The organism is Providencia huaxiensis (assembly GCF_002843235.3).
Classification (GTDB): domain Bacteria; phylum Pseudomonadota; class Gammaproteobacteria; order Enterobacterales; family Enterobacteriaceae; genus Providencia; species Providencia huaxiensis.
The window spans coordinates 3,143,157-3,158,979 of record NZ_CP031123.2 but is presented as its reverse complement, the minus strand read 5'-3'; the positions used below and the strand labels follow the sequence as shown (position 1 = coordinate 3,158,979).

17 protein-coding genes and 1 tRNA gene are annotated in these 15,823 nt (G+C 40.2%); 8 read left to right on the top strand and 10 right to left on the bottom strand.

All coding sequences use genetic code 11. The features are described 5' to 3' along the window. Positions 1 to 183: 183 nt before the first annotated feature. Complete coding sequence (locus tag CYG50_RS16220) at positions 184 to 897, top strand: AraC family transcriptional regulator (protein ID WP_102138020.1); 714 nt, start codon at positions 184 to 186, stop codon at positions 895 to 897. Positions 898 to 935: 38 nt separating this feature from the next. Here the strand turns inward: CYG50_RS16220 and CYG50_RS16215 are convergent, their stop codons facing one another. After that, positions 936 to 1,343, bottom strand: a complete 408-nt coding sequence (locus tag CYG50_RS16215) for a DUF2628 domain-containing protein (RefSeq protein WP_102138019.1) — start codon at positions 1,341 to 1,343, stop codon at positions 936 to 938. A gap of 200 nt (positions 1,344 to 1,543) precedes the next feature. Next, positions 1,544 to 1,924: a DnaJ family domain-containing protein gene (locus tag CYG50_RS16210; protein ID WP_102138018.1), complete on the bottom strand. Its 381-nt coding sequence runs from the start codon at positions 1,922 to 1,924 to the stop codon at positions 1,544 to 1,546. Between the two features lie 457 nt (positions 1,925 to 2,381). Here CYG50_RS16210 and CYG50_RS16205 point away from each other — a divergent pair, with 457 nt between their 5' ends. Next, on the top strand, positions 2,382 to 3,953 hold the full coding sequence (locus CYG50_RS16205) for an AbgT family transporter (protein WP_102138017.1): 1,572 nt from the start codon (positions 2,382 to 2,384) through the stop codon (positions 3,951 to 3,953). Between the two features lie 105 nt (positions 3,954 to 4,058). On the opposite strand, the gene CYG50_RS16200 is transcribed toward CYG50_RS16205, so the two are convergent. The 6 genes from CYG50_RS16200 to aspA all read right to left on the bottom strand — a co-directional run bounded on the left by CYG50_RS16200 (position 4,059) and on the right by aspA (position 9,386). Further along, positions 4,059 to 4,376 (bottom strand): MGMT family protein, encoded by a 318-nt coding sequence (locus CYG50_RS16200; protein WP_102138016.1) that lies wholly within the window; start codon positions 4,374 to 4,376, stop codon positions 4,059 to 4,061. Positions 4,377 to 4,565: 189 nt separating this feature from the next. Beyond that, a tRNA-Phe gene (locus CYG50_RS16195) sits at positions 4,566 to 4,641 on the bottom strand. A 126-nt stretch (positions 4,642 to 4,767) separates the two neighbouring features. Beyond that, complete coding sequence (dicD, locus tag CYG50_RS16190) at positions 4,768 to 5,340, bottom strand: division control transcriptional repressor DicD (protein ID WP_413399158.1); 573 nt, start codon at positions 5,338 to 5,340, stop codon at positions 4,768 to 4,770. Between the two features lie 218 nt (positions 5,341 to 5,558). Continuing rightward, a complete protein-coding gene (locus CYG50_RS16185) occupies positions 5,559 to 5,852 on the bottom strand; it encodes a helix-turn-helix domain-containing protein (RefSeq protein ID WP_102138014.1) in 294 nt (97 codons plus the stop codon). A 642-nt stretch (positions 5,853 to 6,494) separates the two neighbouring features. Then, the gene (locus CYG50_RS16180) at positions 6,495 to 7,817 is read right to left on the bottom strand and encodes an anaerobic C4-dicarboxylate transporter (RefSeq protein WP_102138013.1); all 1,323 of its coding nucleotides are present in this window, start codon (positions 7,815 to 7,817) and stop codon (positions 6,495 to 6,497) included. Positions 7,818 to 7,961: 144 nt separating this feature from the next. After that, positions 7,962 to 9,386 (bottom strand): aspartate ammonia-lyase, encoded by a 1,425-nt coding sequence (aspA, locus tag CYG50_RS16175; protein ID WP_102138012.1) that lies wholly within the window; start codon positions 9,384 to 9,386, stop codon positions 7,962 to 7,964. Positions 9,387 to 9,823: 437 nt separating this feature from the next. Between aspA and CYG50_RS16170 the strand changes: the two genes are divergently transcribed. The 5 genes from CYG50_RS16170 to CYG50_RS16150 all read left to right on the top strand — a co-directional run bounded on the left by CYG50_RS16170 (position 9,824) and on the right by CYG50_RS16150 (position 13,658). Beyond that, entirely contained in the window at positions 9,824 to 10,339 is a 516-nt protein-coding gene (locus CYG50_RS16170; RefSeq protein ID WP_102138011.1) for an FxsA family protein, read from the top strand. A gap of 162 nt (positions 10,340 to 10,501) precedes the next feature. Further along, positions 10,502 to 10,795, top strand: a complete 294-nt coding sequence (locus tag CYG50_RS16165) for a co-chaperone GroES (RefSeq protein ID WP_004908085.1) — start codon at positions 10,502 to 10,504, stop codon at positions 10,793 to 10,795. A gap of 51 nt (positions 10,796 to 10,846) precedes the next feature. Then, the gene (gene groL / locus CYG50_RS16160) at positions 10,847 to 12,490 is read left to right on the top strand and encodes a chaperonin GroEL (RefSeq protein ID WP_102138010.1); all 1,644 of its coding nucleotides are present in this window, start codon (positions 10,847 to 10,849) and stop codon (positions 12,488 to 12,490) included. Positions 12,491 to 12,699: 209 nt separating this feature from the next. Next, on the top strand, positions 12,700 to 12,924 hold the full coding sequence (locus CYG50_RS16155; RefSeq protein ID WP_102138009.1) for a DUF2188 domain-containing protein: 225 nt from the start codon (positions 12,700 to 12,702) through the stop codon (positions 12,922 to 12,924). Positions 12,925 to 13,313: 389 nt separating this feature from the next. Beyond that, on the top strand, positions 13,314 to 13,658 hold the full coding sequence (locus CYG50_RS16150; protein WP_004908089.1) for a DUF4156 domain-containing protein: 345 nt from the start codon (positions 13,314 to 13,316) through the stop codon (positions 13,656 to 13,658). 44 nt (positions 13,659 to 13,702) lie between these two features. Here CYG50_RS16150 and epmB read toward each other — a convergent pair whose 3' ends face one another. Further along, positions 13,703 to 14,731 carry an EF-P beta-lysylation protein EpmB gene (gene epmB, locus CYG50_RS16145; protein ID WP_102138008.1) on the bottom strand — a complete coding sequence of 343 codons (1,029 nt, stop codon included), beginning with the start codon at positions 14,729 to 14,731 and terminating at the stop codon, positions 13,703 to 13,705. A 43-nt stretch (positions 14,732 to 14,774) separates the two neighbouring features. Here epmB and efp point away from each other — a divergent pair, with 43 nt between their 5' ends. Continuing rightward, the gene (gene efp / locus CYG50_RS16140) at positions 14,775 to 15,341 is read left to right on the top strand and encodes an elongation factor P (RefSeq protein ID WP_102138007.1); all 567 of its coding nucleotides are present in this window, start codon (positions 14,775 to 14,777) and stop codon (positions 15,339 to 15,341) included. Between the two features lie 80 nt (positions 15,342 to 15,421). On the opposite strand, the gene CYG50_RS16135 is transcribed toward efp, so the two are convergent. Next, the gene (locus CYG50_RS16135) at positions 15,422 to 15,619 is read right to left on the bottom strand and encodes a YbdD/YjiX family protein (protein ID WP_004258665.1); all 198 of its coding nucleotides are present in this window, start codon (positions 15,617 to 15,619) and stop codon (positions 15,422 to 15,424) included. Between the last annotated feature and the right edge of the window lie 204 nt (positions 15,620 to 15,823).

The following is a 15,823-nucleotide window of genomic DNA, read 5'->3' as shown; positions in this document are numbered from 1 at the left end:
CACATACTTTTGTATGCCCCTAGGGCTTACTTTGCTTGCTGCCTAGCGATAACACGAATTATTTAGAGCATTTAACGTTTTTGTTGCACTCACTTTCCTCAATAGGTGGCACATTGGCATCACTGCCATTTATTAGTAAAAAGGTTATACTGCTATTATCTGTATCAGTAGGAGTGTGACCCTTTGCGATTGCCTGAACTTCATTTTCGCCAATATTCAGACGAAGTCATTTCTCATCAACATGATGGGCAGTGGCAAGTTGTGTTGTCGTTATCTGGGCAGATGGAAATCAATATGTACCGGCAACATTATCTATTAAATGCAGGAAAGGGGGTTGTGATCCCGCCTTGTGTGAGCCATGCATTTAGCGGGCAGCTAGGAAATCAAAATTATGTATTAGAAATGCCTGCCACAGCACAATGGGCATTGAGTGAAAAAATGACGGAGTTTACTCTGACGCCTGCCGCAATTGGCCTTTTGAATTGGTTGCGAAACTTCCCACAAGCTCCCGAACATAATTTTACGGTTGCCCGTCTATTATTGGCCCAGTTAAAATCTGAAAATAAATGGATTGATGAGCTTTCTCAATGGGTAGAACTGCGCCTACACCATCCTATTAGTTGTGAAGATATGGCAACTGCTTTTTGTATGTCAGTGAGTACATTGCAACGACGAATAAAAGCAGAAACACAATTAACAGCGATGCAATTTCTATTACAAAAACGAATGGAAATTGCAGGAAGCTTATTACTAACCAATACCTCAATAGAACAAATTGCATTATCTGTCGGTTATGAATCTCATTCGGCATTTAGCCAAGCTTTTCGTCGATTTTATGGCAGAACACCAAATGAATATCGAATTCAGGGCATTAACTTAGTACCTTGTAAAAATTAGCAGCTTTGCTAGCCACCAATCTTTACAATATTTGCTATCTACAGCATGCGGATCCCTTCAAATGGGTTCCAGTTATCCAATCCTTTGGTTTCTTTAATATAGTAAGCATAGTTGGCAACCATGGCCCACAGCGCTGACATACCGACAGATACCCCAGTAAAGACGGCGTTAGGAATTGTTCCGCCAATCATAAAATCAATAATATTCAAAACGAGAGCAACCCCAAGAGTGATACCAAGCATCACTAACCCTTTCTTCCAAAGCCCTAAAATGAGGAAATAAATAATACCGAAGAAAAAGGCAAAAATGTTCATATTAATGAGAATACGCTCACCGAAAGAGGCGGCTTTTAACGCTGCTTTGAATTCAGGCGTATCAGGAGCACCATGCTTATCAAAGAAATCGAAACGTTTTTGCCATTTATTAGAATATTGCTTCTGTTCCATTTTCCATCCCTTGCTTATTAATAAGTATAAAATCGGGATTGATAATACTTGGATAACCGCATAAAAAAGAGGTAAATAGTCTTAATGTGACTATTGAGGGATGTTTTTAATAATGAGCCAATCAAAGATAAATAAAGGGAAAATGATTAAGATAAATAGCAAATAGATGATGGGTTAATTTATTGGAAGGCTTGCCTACATTATTTGGTATTTGACTTATTGGTTATTTGTTCAGAAATTGAATTTGCATAGTTGCCATGTAAAAAATCAGTATTTACATTGGCTTGCTTGAGTTTTAGTTCGAGTAAAGCTAATTGCTTACTCATCGACGTATAATTGGGGTCGTCCACAGAGAGACCTTGTAGCATATGGCTTAGCGTTAGAGCATCTTTCCTTTGTTGTAATTCTACAGGTAAATAACCTGAGTTTTTTAATATGCGATATCCAGCCCTTAGCGCTGGTGGAACTAAACTGTCGTCTTCAAGCTGTAAAGCTTTCCCTTCACCATTTAAATTTGAAAGCTCCCCTTTATTCAGCGCCTCTTGAATATGGCGTTCTGCCCAAAGATCAATAACTGACATGATAGCGACTCCATGAGTTGATTTTTTACTATTATAGCCCCCTATATCAATATAAAGGAACCTGGTAGATTATTTTTTATTGCGCTTGTTATTCCGAGTTATTGGCAAGGTTTTATCGAGTATTGATAAATAAGGGGTTGGCTATTTTTATAAAATAAAACTGCTAAAAAATGGTATTTAATTAGTGATAAATGGCGGAAAAAAGCTAAGGATAATATGAAAATTGTTATGTTGACCACACTTATAGAAATTAATTTATCTTGTTTATTTTAGTTTTAACTATCAACTTTATATAAATTATAAATATTAACGACTAATTGAAATAAATCATTCTTAATTATGTTGAACTTTATATCTGATTTGTATGAATTTTGTTTATTTAAAATTATCTATTTGTAAATAGCAAAAAGCAAAAACATTGTGTAATGTCCGTTTTTCTTGTTTATAAGGAGAAAATATGGAACAAAAGAAGCAAGAGGGAAGCCGTTTTTTGCGAACGGTTGAGTGGCTAGGTAATGCACTACCACATCCCGTCATCTTATTTATTATTTTAATTGCAATTTTATTAGTTTCTTCAGCAATAGGTCAGTATTTCGGTGTCAGCGTGCCAGACCCTCGCCCAGAAGGGGCAAAAGGGCGTGCAGAAGACGGTATTATTCATATCGTTAGCTTATTGGATGCCGAAGGGATCCGAAAAATTATTGCTAACGTCGTCACTAACTTCACCGGTTTCGCACCATTAGGGACGGTATTAGTTGCATTATTAGGGGTTGGAATTGCAGAACGAGCAGGTTTGCTTTCTGCTGCCATGCGTTTGGTTGTAACCAAAGCCCCACGTAAATTAACGACAATGGCGATCGTGTTTGCAGGCATCATGTCAAACACCGCGGCAGAATTGGGTTATGTGGTACTTATTCCGTTAGCCGCTATCATTTTCCATTCATTAGGACGTCATCCTTTAGCTGGCCTTGCCGCTGCATTTGCAGGGGTTTCAGGCGGTTATTCAGCAAACTTATTATTAGGTACGGTTGACCCATTACTGTCTGGTATCACCCAGCAGGCTGCGCAAATCATTGACCCGACTTATATCGTGGGAGCGGAAGCGAACTGGTATTTTATGTTTGCGAGTACGTTTTTGATCACTATTTTAGGTTACTTGATCACAGAAAAAATTGTTGAGCCACAGCTGGGCCCATACACAGGAGGGGCAGTCGACGAAGATGAAAATAGTCTCTACGCCTCAGCAAATGTCACCCCGCTAGAGAAAAAAGCGTTATTTTGGGCATCGGTAACATTTTGGGGATTAGCCGCGATTTTGGCGTTAATGGTGGTACCCGAAAATGGAATATTACGTAACCAAGATACTGGGTTAGTCAGCAACTCGCCTTTCCTAAAAGGCATCGTGGTGTTCATTTTTGTGTTCTTTGCCGTCCCGGGTATTGTGTATGGCTATATTGCTAAAACTATGCGCTCTGATAAAGACATTGTTGACGCAATGGCAGGGGCAATGAGTACTCTTGGCTTATATCTGGTTATCATTTTCTTTGCCGCACAATTTGTTGCTTTCTTTGGTTGGACAAATATCGGGCAAGTTATTGCGGTTAAAGGCGCCAACTTTTTAAATAGTATTGATCTCCACGGTGGCGTGCTATTTATTGGCTTTATTCTTATTTGTGCATTTATTAATTTAATGATTGGCTCTGCATCAGCTCAGTGGGCTGTCACCGCGCCTATTTTCGTTCCAATGTTGATGTTGGCCGGTTATGCGCCTGAAACTATTCAAGCAGCTTATCGTATTGGGGATTCGGTAACCAATATTATCACTCCGATGATGAGCTATTTTGGGTTGATTATGGCGATAGTGGTTAAATATAAAAAAGATGCAGGAATAGGGACATTGGTTTCAATGATGCTGCCATATTCCATCATTTTCTTCATTGGCTGGTCGTTGTTCTTTATAGTGTGGGTATTTGTATTGGGTATCCCTGTGGGCCCAGGCTCTCCGATATATTTCACGCCAGGAAGCTAATCATTGTACGTGGTATAGCCCGTCTCAAAGAGGGCTATATCTTTGAGTTTATCTCAGTATTAATGAGGGTGACGCTAACTCATTGATAAGTGTGATTTTTTTGCTTTAATCAAGCCCTTCCCACAAATAGTCTTTTAGTTTTACCTTATCATTCACGCTAAAGATAATCCCTTCATCTACAAGTGCTTGTTTATGGCGTAGATAGCATTCCCCCGTGACGGATAACTTCCCCTGACCATTAATAACGCGGTGGCAGGGTAGGGAACTGCCTGCTGGGATAGTCCGTATCGCTTGGCAAACTTGGCGTACATGAGCAGGGTAACCGGCCATTTTGGCGAGTGTTCCATAAGTGGTGACTCTTCCGCTAGGGATGCTCCCTATGAGGCTATAAATGATATCTCGAAAAGATGGCGCACTGTTCATGGTCACAGCCCTAATTACGATGAGTGTGTGTCGGCCTTATTATAAGGCGTAGGTGATATAAAACATTATTTTGTTCTAAGCTTATTTAGAGCGCAAGTGATTATAGAACTTAATGAATATCAATGAGATATGATTTTATCGGGAGATGCAAAGCAAAAACCCGCCTTTTGGGCGGGTTCTTTAAATAAGTGGTGCCCGGACTCGGAATCGAACCAAGGACACGGGGATTTTCAATCCCCTGCTCTACCGACTGAGCTATCCGGGCAACGGGGCGCATTAAACCGTATTCAGCCGTTTGCGTCAATGCATTTTTAATAAAAAAACACTTTTTTTTACTGAGTGTTTTCTTTTTCAGCAAAAGGTGTGTGTTTAGTATGCGTTAATTGCTTTTTTAACTTAACGCCCCTTTTTTACGGCACAGTGCGATTGTGAGAATATCCTCTGAAAGGTGTTGTGCAATCTCCACATCTTGAATATCCCTTTGTACTAATAAGCGGTTTAAACAACCCTCAAGCACTAATTCCATTTGGTTAGCAACCAATGCAGAGTCTTCAATATCTAGTTCATCTAATAGGTTCTTAGTGAAGTGAAATGAATTGTCTTTTTGTAAGCGGCTTAATTGGTGGATAGGGTGCTCGGCATCTGGGTAATAATTACAGGCAGAAATGAATAAACATCCAGGAAAACGCCCTTGGCTGACTTTTTCAGATAATTGTTGGTAGCGAGCCATTAATTTTTGCTGCGGGCTTAGAGACTCATCTAGCAAGGTTTGGCGCTGCCATACTTCAATTTGCTGGCTATGATAACGCAAGCAATCATAAACAAGTGCTTCATCGTCTGGCCAGAATTGCCGAATAGTTGAGAAATCAGATTCAATTTCACTGAGTAAATTTTCTGTAGATGCGGATAAGCCTTGGATTTCCAATTGATTTAAGGCATGGCTCAAAATAGTTTCGCGTTGGATAGGCATTGTTAACTCCATCACAATATGTCTGATTTTTCTCCATCATAACAATGTTCAATTGTGAATTATAGCGATTTGCAGTGCTATTATGAGTCGTCGTTTTCGAAGGGGAACAAAATCAAATAGGAAATTGAGTGGGTATTTAAAAGTGGGGAGTTTAAAGCGAACAGGAGGGGGAAGAACCCCCCTGGAACGAACTTGTGGGTTTATATCAGACTTTAATTGATCAATTTAGCTTCCAACGCAGCATCGATATAATAAAACTGAAAGACTTTCTCCATAAAGTCATCGATGTCATGTTTTCGTAATTCGAGAGCTTGTAAAATATCCAAAAGACCTTGGATCGTAATGGCGTTTTTACCTCTTTCATAACGAGAAACTTGTTGTTGGCTGATTTTTAGCCGAGAAGCTAATTGTGCGCCAGTCAAGCCAACCACTTTTCTGCGGTGTTTTAAAAAGGTTCCAATATAAACGGTTACATTTGTATTTTCATTTCGTTGAGTATTTAGCATGCCTCCTCCAAGTATATAAATCTTGTTAGAATAAAGTATATTGCTACCAAAAATCCTTATTGTTTAATTGGTGTCAATCTGAGTGATTAAATGATTATAATCAGACTTTCCAGTTATTATTAAACAAGGCTGAGTTAATTATTACCAATATTTATGGCAGATTGATTTTAAATTTTTGATAGATAATTTCTATCCCTATTACCTTGAATTCGTGTTTCAGGAAAGTGAATTTAAAACTATCACCTTTGAGTGTTTTTTTTATGGTTTTTTATTCTGAAAATAGTTTATATTAACTTGTTTTTTGGAATTATATTTGAGCTTATGATTTCTGAAAAATGAATGGGATTACCTATCATCACCTGCTTATAGTCATTGTTTGTTACACTTATATGTAGAGTATTAATATACATATATTATTGGAAAAATGTTTATTTTTGATTTTATCTTAATTATTCATAATCGAGTGAAATATATATTACTAAGGCATGGCTTAAAATTTTTTTAAATGGTTATTATTATTTTATAATTACGTGAGTGACTTTATATGGGGCGACCAAAGTAATATATTTTACGTAGATGCAGATATAGAAAACCCGTGCGATTTGCACGGGTCGGTATAAGATTACGTGGTACTCATATAAGCTATATGATCATACCGCCAAATAAGAAGCCGAATGAAACAGCTAATGCCACGGCAATGGTACCCGGAATAAAGAATGGGTGGTTAAAGACAAATTTACCAATGCGTGTAGTACCGGTGTCATCCATTTGTACTGCTGCAACCAGCGTTGGGTAAGTTGGCAGAATAAATAGGCCAGAAACCGCAGAGAATGATGCGATAGCTGTTAATGGGCTAACATTCAGCGCTAATGCCATTGGCATCAATGCTTTTGCTGTAGCGGCTTGTGAGTATAGTAACGCAGAGCAGAAGAAGAAAATAACCGCTAGCATCCAAGAGTGTTCATGGATTAAATCACCGGCAGTTTCTTTGATCCAGTCAATGTTGTGCTGTACGAAAGTATCGCCTAACCAAGCAACACCTAAAATACAAATACATGCGCTCATACCTGCTTTAAAGGTACTTGAGTTTAAGATAGCATCAGTATTAACACGGCAAAGAATAGTAATTAATGTCGCCACAGTTAGCATGATAATCAAAATTGCATTTGTGGTGTTCATTAATGGTGTTTCAACAATCCCTAAGCTTGGGCTATTAATGATGGCATAGCAAACAACGCCGATAACGCCGAGTAAGAATAACAATACAGAGGATTTAGCACCCGCTTTGATTTCTTTTACTTGGCTACCACGCAGTTCAACTAAGCCTTCAGCTAAACGTTTTTGGTAAATAGGGTCATCAGATAGCTTAGAGTTGAATGTCCAAGAGATAATGAATGACATCAAAATAATTGCAAGGAATGTCGCAGGCAATAGAACACTAAGAAGTGTGATATAGCTGACGGTATTACCTGCACCCACCATTGCTGGGTTTTCCATGACTGACGCCATATAAACCACTGCCGCTGAAATTGGTGATGCTGTGATACCTATTTGTGCAGCGACAACCGCAGTGGATAATGGACGGCACGGTTTTACACCTTGCTCTTTTGCAACTTCTGCAATAACAGGCAGCGTTGCTAAAGAAATATTACCTGTCCCTGCGAAAAGTGTCAGGAAGTAGGTAACAATAGGTGCAAGAATGGTAATGTACTTAGGATTACGACGCAGTAATTTCTCAGTTTGGGCAACTAAATAGTCCAGACCCCCTGCAATTTGCATTGCAGAGATTGCGGCAATAACAGCCATGATGATTGAGATAACGTCAAATGGAATGGTTCCTGGTTTTACGCCAATAGCAGCGAGTACCAGTACCCCAAGGCCACCGGCAAAGCCGATACCTATCCCACCTAAACGGGCCCCCAAAAAGATGGCCAGCAGAACAATAATAAATTCTACGGCTAACATAGTGTTTACTCCTCGACAAAATGAAAATTAAAATTATGAAACTGTTATGTTAATTATTTGTGTGTGTATCAATCAAAAAAGGCACGCTTTCTATTGAGAGGCGTGCCTTTATTTTTAAGTGTTATTTATGATAAACATAAAACTTTAGTCATCAAAGCGTTTTGCTTTATAAGCTGGGTGTTTTAAGTTCTCAACAGAGAAAATATCATCCAGTTCAGCTTCAGTCAGTAAACCGCGTTCAAGAACAACTTCGCGTACACTCTTACCGGTTTCAGCACAGATTTTACCCACGATATCACCATTGTGGTGACCAATGAATGGGTTCAGATAAGTGACGATACCGATGGAGTTAAATACAAACGCTTCACAGATTTCTTTGTTTACTGTAATGCCGCTAATGCATTTTTCTTGCAGATTACGACATGCGTTGCTCATTAGAGAGATAGACTCGAACATCGCTTGGCCAATCGCTGGTTCCATTACGTTTAATTGTAATTGGCCCGCTTCAGCTGCCATTGTTACGCAGATATCGTTACCAATAACTTTGAAACAAGCTTGGTTAACAACTTCAGGAATTACAGGGTTAACTTTTGCTGGCATGATAGAAGAACCAGCTTGTAACTCAGGTAAATTAATTTCTTTCAGACCTGCACGAGGACCGGAAGATAACAGACGTAAGTCGTTACAAATTTTAGACAGTTTCATTGCCAGACGTTTTAAGCCAGCATGAACAGTGATGTAAGCACCACAGTCAGAGGTTGCTTCGATTAAGTCTTCAGCAGGAATGCATGGTAAACCAGTCACTTCGGCTAATTTTTTAACTGCAAGCTCTGAGTAGCCAGGCGCAGTATTCAGGCCAGTACCGATAGCAGTTGCGCCTAAGTTAACTTCGAGCAGTAATTCGATGCTGCGTTTTAAGTTTTTCTCTTCTTCTTTTAAGAGAGTCGCGAAAGCATGGAATTCTTGGCCGACGGTCATTGGAACGGCATCCTGTAACTGGGTACGACCCATTTTCAGAATGTCTTTGTATTCTTCAGCTTTAGCTTCAAAGCCTTTTTTCAGGTATTCAACAGATTCAATTAACTTCAATATAGAATTATACACTGCGATACGGAACCCTGTAGGGTATGCATCGTTAGTGGATTGGCTTTTGTTTAGGTGGTCATTAGGGTTTAAGAATTCATATTCACCTTTCTTATGACCCATCAGTTCAAGACCGATGTTTGCAAGAACCTCGTTGGTATTCATATTCAGTGATGTGCCCGCACCACCTTGGAATACATCAACAGGGAACTGGTCCATGCATTTGCCTTCATTTAGAACAACGTCACACGCTTTGATGATGGTGTCCGCGATATTACGTGGAATAGTGTGTTGTTCTTTATTGGCTAAAGCCGCCGCTTTTTTAACCATAACCATGCCGCGAATAAATTCTGGGACATCGTTAATAGTGCGGTCGCTGATATAAAAGTTTTCAATCGCACGCAGAGTATGAACACCATAATAGGCATCAGCTGGAACTTCTTTTTTACCTAACAGGTCTTCTTCGATACGAGTATTGTTTGACATGAGAACCTTCTTAATTAGATTACAGTTACTGTCCGTTTATGCGCTTTTAAAAATCGATACTTCGTAAAACAAAATTTACAGGTGATTAATATTGCAAAGTAAAACTTTACAAGCAATTAACACCATCTACTACGTTATCAGCATTATGATCTACTGATTTATGGGTAGATGATATGCTTTTAATCATGTGTTGCCTTGAACCTAGATCACTATATAGTTTGATTTATGCAACAGATTTCACGTTGTGTGATATTCATCACAGATAAGTATCATTAATGAAAAAAATCTGTGAGTTGAAAAGCGTTATATCTGCCCCAATTATTATGGCTATACTAAAGAAAAAAGCGAATATTGATAGTTGTCTCTTAGATGCAGTTCACAAAGGTTTCCCTAGGGGCGTAAAATAGTCGATAGCTTATTGAAATAAAGGAGAACTTGTGCGCTGGTTACCACTCATTCTGATATGTATTCTCGTTTACATTGAATCCGTCATTTTTGTGCGGGTTGCATCCGAAGTGGGTGTTTTAATGACTTTGATTTTAGTTGTTTTAACATCGTGCTTAGGTGTGTCACTCGTTAAAAATCAAGGCATGAAAAATGTACTGCAAATCCAACAAAAGTTAGCGTCGGGTGAAAGCCCAGCAGCTGAAATGATCAAGAGCGTTGCATTGGTTTTAGCGGGTTTCTTGTTGATTGTGCCTGGCTTTTTTACGGATTTCATTGGCTTACTGTTATTGTTGCCACCCATTCAAAAGCTTATTGTAATGCGCTTAATTCCTCATATTCGTTTCTACCAGCCGGGTTCTGGTTTCAATCAAACGGGAAATAGCGGCCATCAACGTGGCGATATTTTTGAGGGGGAATTCCAACGTAAGCAAGATGATCCTTCTTTTACAATTGATAACTCAGATAAAACAGATTTATCAGATAAAGACGATCGCCCTAAGTCATAAACCATCCTGTTTGTGGGGAGATAAAAATGAAAAATTTTTTATCTCCCCCCTTGAAGTCCCTCTTCTTCGCCCCAATCTGCTCAAACATGGTACTAGTTTATTTAAGACATGCTGGTATCGTCCTTTTACCTAGTATGGACTTTATTTATAGGAGAACTATTAATGAAAATTCGTCCATTGCATGACCGTGTTATCGTTAAACGTAAAGAAGTTGAATCAAAATCTGCAGGCGGGATCGTTCTAACGGGGACTGCTGCAAGCAAATCAACTCGTGGTGAAGTTCTTGCTGTCGGCAACGGCCGCATCCTCGAAAATGGTGAAATCAAAGCACTGGATGTGAAAGTTGGTGATATCGTAATCTTTAACGATGGTTATGGCGTGAAAGCTGAAAAAATCGACAATGAAGAAGTCCTGATTATGTCCGAAAGTGACATCCTGGCAATTGTTGAAGCGTAATTTTCACTTAAAACTTCTCAACGAACGAAAAGAATTTGAAGGAAAGAGATAATGGCAGCTAAAGACGTTAAATTTGGTAGTGATGCACGTACGAAAATGCTTCGTGGTGTGAATGTTCTGGCAGACGCAGTAAAAGTGACTTTAGGTCCTAAAGGCCGTAACGTAGTTTTAGATAAATCTTTTGGTTCACCAGTTATCACCAAAGATGGTGTTTCAGTTGCACGTGAAATCGAATTAGAAGACAAATTCGAAAACATGGGCGCTCAAATGGTGAAAGAAGTTGCTTCTAAAGCTAACGACGCTGCGGGTGACGGTACAACAACTGCAACTGTATTGGCTCAAGCTATCATTACTGAAGGCTTAAAAGCGGTTGCTGCGGGTATGAACCCAATGGACCTGAAACGTGGTATCGACAAAGCCGTCGTTGCTGCAGTTGAAGAGCTGAAAGCCCTGTCTGTTCCTTGTTCAGACACTAAATCAATCGCACAGGTTGGTACTATTTCTGCAAACTCCGACGAAACCGTGGGTAAATTAATTGCAGAAGCTATGGATAAAGTCGGTAAAGAAGGCGTTATCACGGTTGAAGAAGGTACTGGTCTGGAAGATGAGCTGGATGTGGTTGAAGGTATGCAATTTGACCGCGGTTACCTGTCTCCTTACTTCATCAACAAACCAGAAACAGGTGCTGTTGAGTTAGAAAACCCATTCATTCTGTTAGTTGATAAAAAAGTCTCTAACATCCGTGAATTACTGCCAGTATTAGAAGGCGTTGCTAAAGCAAGCAAACCACTGTTAATCATCGCTGAAGATGTTGAAGGTGAAGCACTGGCAACTCTGGTTGTTAACACCATGCGTGGTATTGTTAAAGTTGCCGCGGTTAAAGCACCGGGCTTCGGTGACCGCCGTAAAGCAATGCTGCAAGATATCGCAATTCTGACTAACGGTACTGTTATCTCTGAAGAGATCGGTATGGAGTTAGAAAAAGCGACATTAGAAGATTTAGGTCAAGCAAAACGTATCGTTATCAACAAAGACACTACCACTATCATTGATGGTGTGGGTGAAGAATCTGCGATCGCAGGCCGTGTTGCACAAATTCGTCAACAAATCGAAGAGTCTTCTTCAGACTACGACCGTGAAAAACTGCAAGAGCGCGTTGCTAAATTAGCTGGTGGTGTTGCGGTAATTAAAGTGGGCGCAGCAACTGAAGTTGAAATGAAAGAAAAACGTGCTCGTGTTGACGATGCTCTGCATGCAACTCGCGCAGCTGTTGAAGAAGGCGTTGTTGCTGGTGGTGGTACTGCACTGGTTCGCGTTGCAGCGAAACTGGAAGGCATGAAAGGTGATAACGAAGAGCAAACTGTTGGTATTCGTGTTGCTCTACGTGCGATGGAAGCGCCTATGCGCCAAATCGTTACCAACGCAGGTGAAGAAGCTTCAGTTGTTGTTAACAACGTGAAAGCAGCTAAAGGTAACGAAGGTTACAACGCAGCAACTGATGCTTATGGCGACATGATCGACATGGGTATCTTAGACCCAACTAAAGTAACGCGTTCTGCTCTGCAATTTGCAGCGTCTATCGCGGGTCTGATGATCACCACTGAAGCGATGATCACTGAAATGCCAAAATCAGATGCACCTGACTTAGGTGGCGCTGGTATGGGCGGCATGGGTGGAATGGGCGGTATGATGTAAGCCTTTGGCGACATCAAGCTCAAGTAGTTACTAACCCAGTTAGGACTACTCACCATAAGACCGGTATCGTTAGTGTTCCTAGCGGTGCCGGTTTTTTATTATTTATGGGTGACTATATGTTGTGTTTTTTTTTGTCAGTTCATCTATATGTTGTGGTTTATTTTTGGTGTGATAATATGTATTTCACGTTCACTGATAGGAATTAACTCATGGCTGGAAAAAATCAACATGTAGTAAAGCGTCCTGAGGGTTGGGCTGTCCGCGGAGAAAATAATTCTAGAGACACATCTGTTCATCGAACACAAGAAGATGCAAGGCTTGCAGCTCGTGAAATAGCAAAGAATCAAAAAAGTGAAGTAGTTATACATGGTAGGGATGGACGAATTAGAGACAAAGATTCTTATGGTAATGATCCATTCCCGCCTAAAGGTTAGGTCATATAACTTCTTGAATGAGTAATATAAGACCGGTATCGTTAGTGTTCCTAGCGGTGCCGGTTTTTTATTGGTTTTTAATAAATATATAACTATTAATTATTGATGAATGTATTTCCTCGAAACGATGTACAATTAATGCGTTATACGATTTATTTTTGCGTCAACGTTGCTTCGCGGGTTATATTTAACGTAAGGTAAATGGTTTGAATTCGCAAAGAATAGAGCAGGTTTTTGGTTAATTTGTGATAGACTCTATTCGGCTGGTGGTTTGCGGCAATGATGGTGCTGCATGTTAATCACCTCCTAGGTATTTCAATCAATAGGCTATTGGAACTAAAGCGATTTTCAAGCCAGCTGCAAAAACACAATGAAAAATGAGGGAAAACATGCGAATTAAAGTCTTGCTTGGTGCTGCTGCATTATTGCTTTTAGCTGGTTGTTCAACAACAACTAATTTGACTGCGGCAGGCTCACAAGTTCGTTTTGTTGAGAATCAACCTGGAAGTGATTGCCAACTTCTCGGTCAGGTTGCAGGGACTCAAAGCAACTGGTTGAGTGGAGTAAATAATGAATCTAGCTCAATGCGCAGCGCAGCAAATGATTTACGTAATAAAGCCGCAGCAATGGGCGGTAACGTGATTTTTGGTGCATCAAGCCCAAGTGAAACCGTGTTATCTAGCTTCATCCCATTAGATAGCAAAATGGTTGGCCAAGTTTATAAGTGCCCCTAAAATGAATTCATAGCGCCCAAATGGTTATTTGGGCGTTTTGCTTTCTAGTTCTGCCTTAAGTTCAGGTCAAGCAGCGTTTTACTTGGCTCTCCTCCAATTTCCCGAGCGAGCTTAGGCACAAGGTACCCTGAGACCTTACTTAATAATTGCTGTATTAATTGTCTAGCTTCAGTATCACTCACTAAAAAGTGAGCAGCACCTTGGACTTTATCTAATACATGTAAGTAATAAGGTAAAATACCCGCGTCAAATAGAGCATTACTTAAATTCATCAGAGCTGTCACGTTGTCATTAACTTGGCGCAGTAATACGCTTTGGTTTAATAATGTCACACCTGATAACTTTAGCTTTTGCATTGCTGCGGTGAATGGCTCGTCGATTTCGTTAGCGTGGTTAACGTGCGTCACCATAATGACTTGTAACTTTGAGCTAGCAAGGCGTTTACAGAGAGCTTCAGTGATACGTTCTGGTATCACTACAGGCAAACGAGTATGAATTCTAAGGCGCTTTATATGTGGGATTGCCTCTAATTGGCTGATAAGCCAATCGAGTTCATGGTCTTTTGCCATTAATGGGTCACCACCTGAGAAGATGATTTCATTGAGTTCGGTGTGGTTTTTTATATAATCCACAGCCATCAACCAGTTATTTTTATTTCCTTTGTTGTCTTCATAAGGAAAATGCCGGCGAAAACAGTAGCGACAGTTGACTGCACAGCCACCTTTTACCAGCAGTAATGCGCGGTTGTGGTATTTATGCAGTAAACTTGGAATTTCATTATCCTGCTCTTCTAGTGGGTCAGTAGAAAAACCTGGATGTATATCAAACTCTGCTTTTGCGGTTAATACCTGCAATAACAGAGGGTCTAGTGGATCGCCTTTCTTCATGCGGGAAATAAAGGGCATTGGAACGCGTAAAGGAAATAATTTGCGTGCCTCACTGCCTTCTTTCGATGAAAGGTGGTTTTCTAGGTTAAGTATTTGCAGCAATTCATCTGGATTAGTGATTGCTTCTGCAAGTTGTTGTATCCAGACTTCTCTGGATGAGGTATTTTGAGTTACAATATCGACCATTTTTTGGCTATGCCATTTTTAGTTTATAAATTAGAGGATCACCATGGCTACTTATAGTACCAATGAATTCCGCTCAGGTCTTAAAATCATGTTAGATGGCGAGCCTTGTGTCGTTTTAGAAAGTGAATTCGTCAAACCGGGTAAAGGTCAAGCGTTCGCACGTGTGCGTATTCGTAAACTGATTTCTAACAAACTGTTGGAAAAAACATTTAAGTCTACTGACTCTGTTGACGGTGCAGATGTCATGGATATGAACTTAACTTACCTGTACAACGACGGTGAGTTCTGGCATTTCATGAACAACGAAACTTTCGAACAGTTAGCAGCGGACGAAAAAACCGTTGGCGATAACGCGAAATGGTTAGTTGACCAAGCAGAATGTATTTTAACACTGTGGGACGGCCGTCCTATCGCAGTCACTCCACCTAACTTTGTTGAGTTAGAAATTACTGATACTGACCCTGGCCTGAAAGGTGATACCGCAGGTACAGGTGGTAAACCTGCAACACTGAGCACTGGCGCAGTGGTTAAGGTTCCTCTGTTTGTTCAGATCGGAGAAGTGATCCGTGTTGATACTCGTTCTGGTGAGTATGTTTCACGTGTAAAATAACGGTTGATCCTATACTGAATCGTTAGAAATAAAAAGCCGTGGTCGAGTGCCACGGCTTTTTTTGTCTATTTTTTTAAGGCTTAACAGCACTTAAACCCACCTTTACCACCGTAGCGTGCATCTTGGCGCTCTTTGAAAAACTCTTCATAGGTCATGGGAGTTTGGTCAGGGTGTGTTTTTTGCATATGAGCGACGTAGTTGTCGTAATCGGGGACGCCGACCATCATTTTTGCCGCTTGGCCTAGGTAGCGGGCTGCTTTTCCCAGTTCTCCAAACATTTTTTTCTCCTTACATACTTCGCGCTACAGCGTTGTTGACTGCTCTCGGCCACCCAAGTCACATACTGTTATGTATGCTCCTAGTTTCTCCTTCATACTTCACGCTGTTGCTGCATTGGCTTCATTCGCTAACTCTAGTCACATACTGGAGTATGCTCCTAGGGATTATCTTCTTTGCCGCCTTGCTCCAACGTGAATTATTTT

Bases quoted from the DNA above. Each gene is read 5' to 3' on its own strand.
- CYG50_RS16205 (WP_102138017.1), top strand. From the start codon at position 2,382: ATGGAACAAAAGAAGCAAGAGGGAAGCCGTTTTTTGCGAACGGTTGAG.
- epmB (WP_102138008.1), bottom strand. From the start codon at position 14,731: ATGGTCGATATTGTAACTCAAAATACCTCATCCAGAGAAGTCTGGATA.
- efp (WP_102138007.1), top strand. From the start codon at position 14,775: ATGGCTACTTATAGTACCAATGAATTCCGCTCAGGTCTTAAAATCATG.
- groL (WP_102138010.1), top strand. From the start codon at position 10,847: ATGGCAGCTAAAGACGTTAAATTTGGTAGTGATGCACGTACGAAAATG.
- CYG50_RS16155 (WP_102138009.1), top strand. From the start codon at position 12,700: ATGGCTGGAAAAAATCAACATGTAGTAAAGCGTCCTGAGGGTTGGGCT.
- aspA (WP_102138012.1), bottom strand. From the start codon at position 9,386: ATGTCAAACAATACTCGTATCGAAGAAGACCTGTTAGGTAAAAAAGAA.
- CYG50_RS16180 (WP_102138013.1), bottom strand. From the start codon at position 7,817: ATGTTAGCCGTAGAATTTATTATTGTTCTGCTGGCCATCTTTTTGGGG.
- CYG50_RS16135 (WP_004258665.1), bottom strand. From the start codon at position 15,619: ATGTTTGGAGAACTGGGAAAAGCAGCCCGCTACCTAGGCCAAGCGGCA.
- CYG50_RS16200 (WP_102138016.1), bottom strand. From the start codon at position 4,376: ATGAACAGTGCGCCATCTTTTCGAGATATCATTTATAGCCTCATAGGG.
- CYG50_RS16165 (WP_004908085.1), top strand. From the start codon at position 10,502: ATGAAAATTCGTCCATTGCATGACCGTGTTATCGTTAAACGTAAAGAA.
- CYG50_RS16215 (WP_102138019.1), bottom strand. From the start codon at position 1,343: ATGGAACAGAAGCAATATTCTAATAAATGGCAAAAACGTTTCGATTTC.
- CYG50_RS16150 (WP_004908089.1), top strand. From the start codon at position 13,314: ATGCGAATTAAAGTCTTGCTTGGTGCTGCTGCATTATTGCTTTTAGCT.
- CYG50_RS16210 (WP_102138018.1), bottom strand. From the start codon at position 1,924: ATGTCAGTTATTGATCTTTGGGCAGAACGCCATATTCAAGAGGCGCTG.
- CYG50_RS16185 (WP_102138014.1), bottom strand. From the start codon at position 5,852: ATGCTAAATACTCAACGAAATGAAAATACAAATGTAACCGTTTATATT.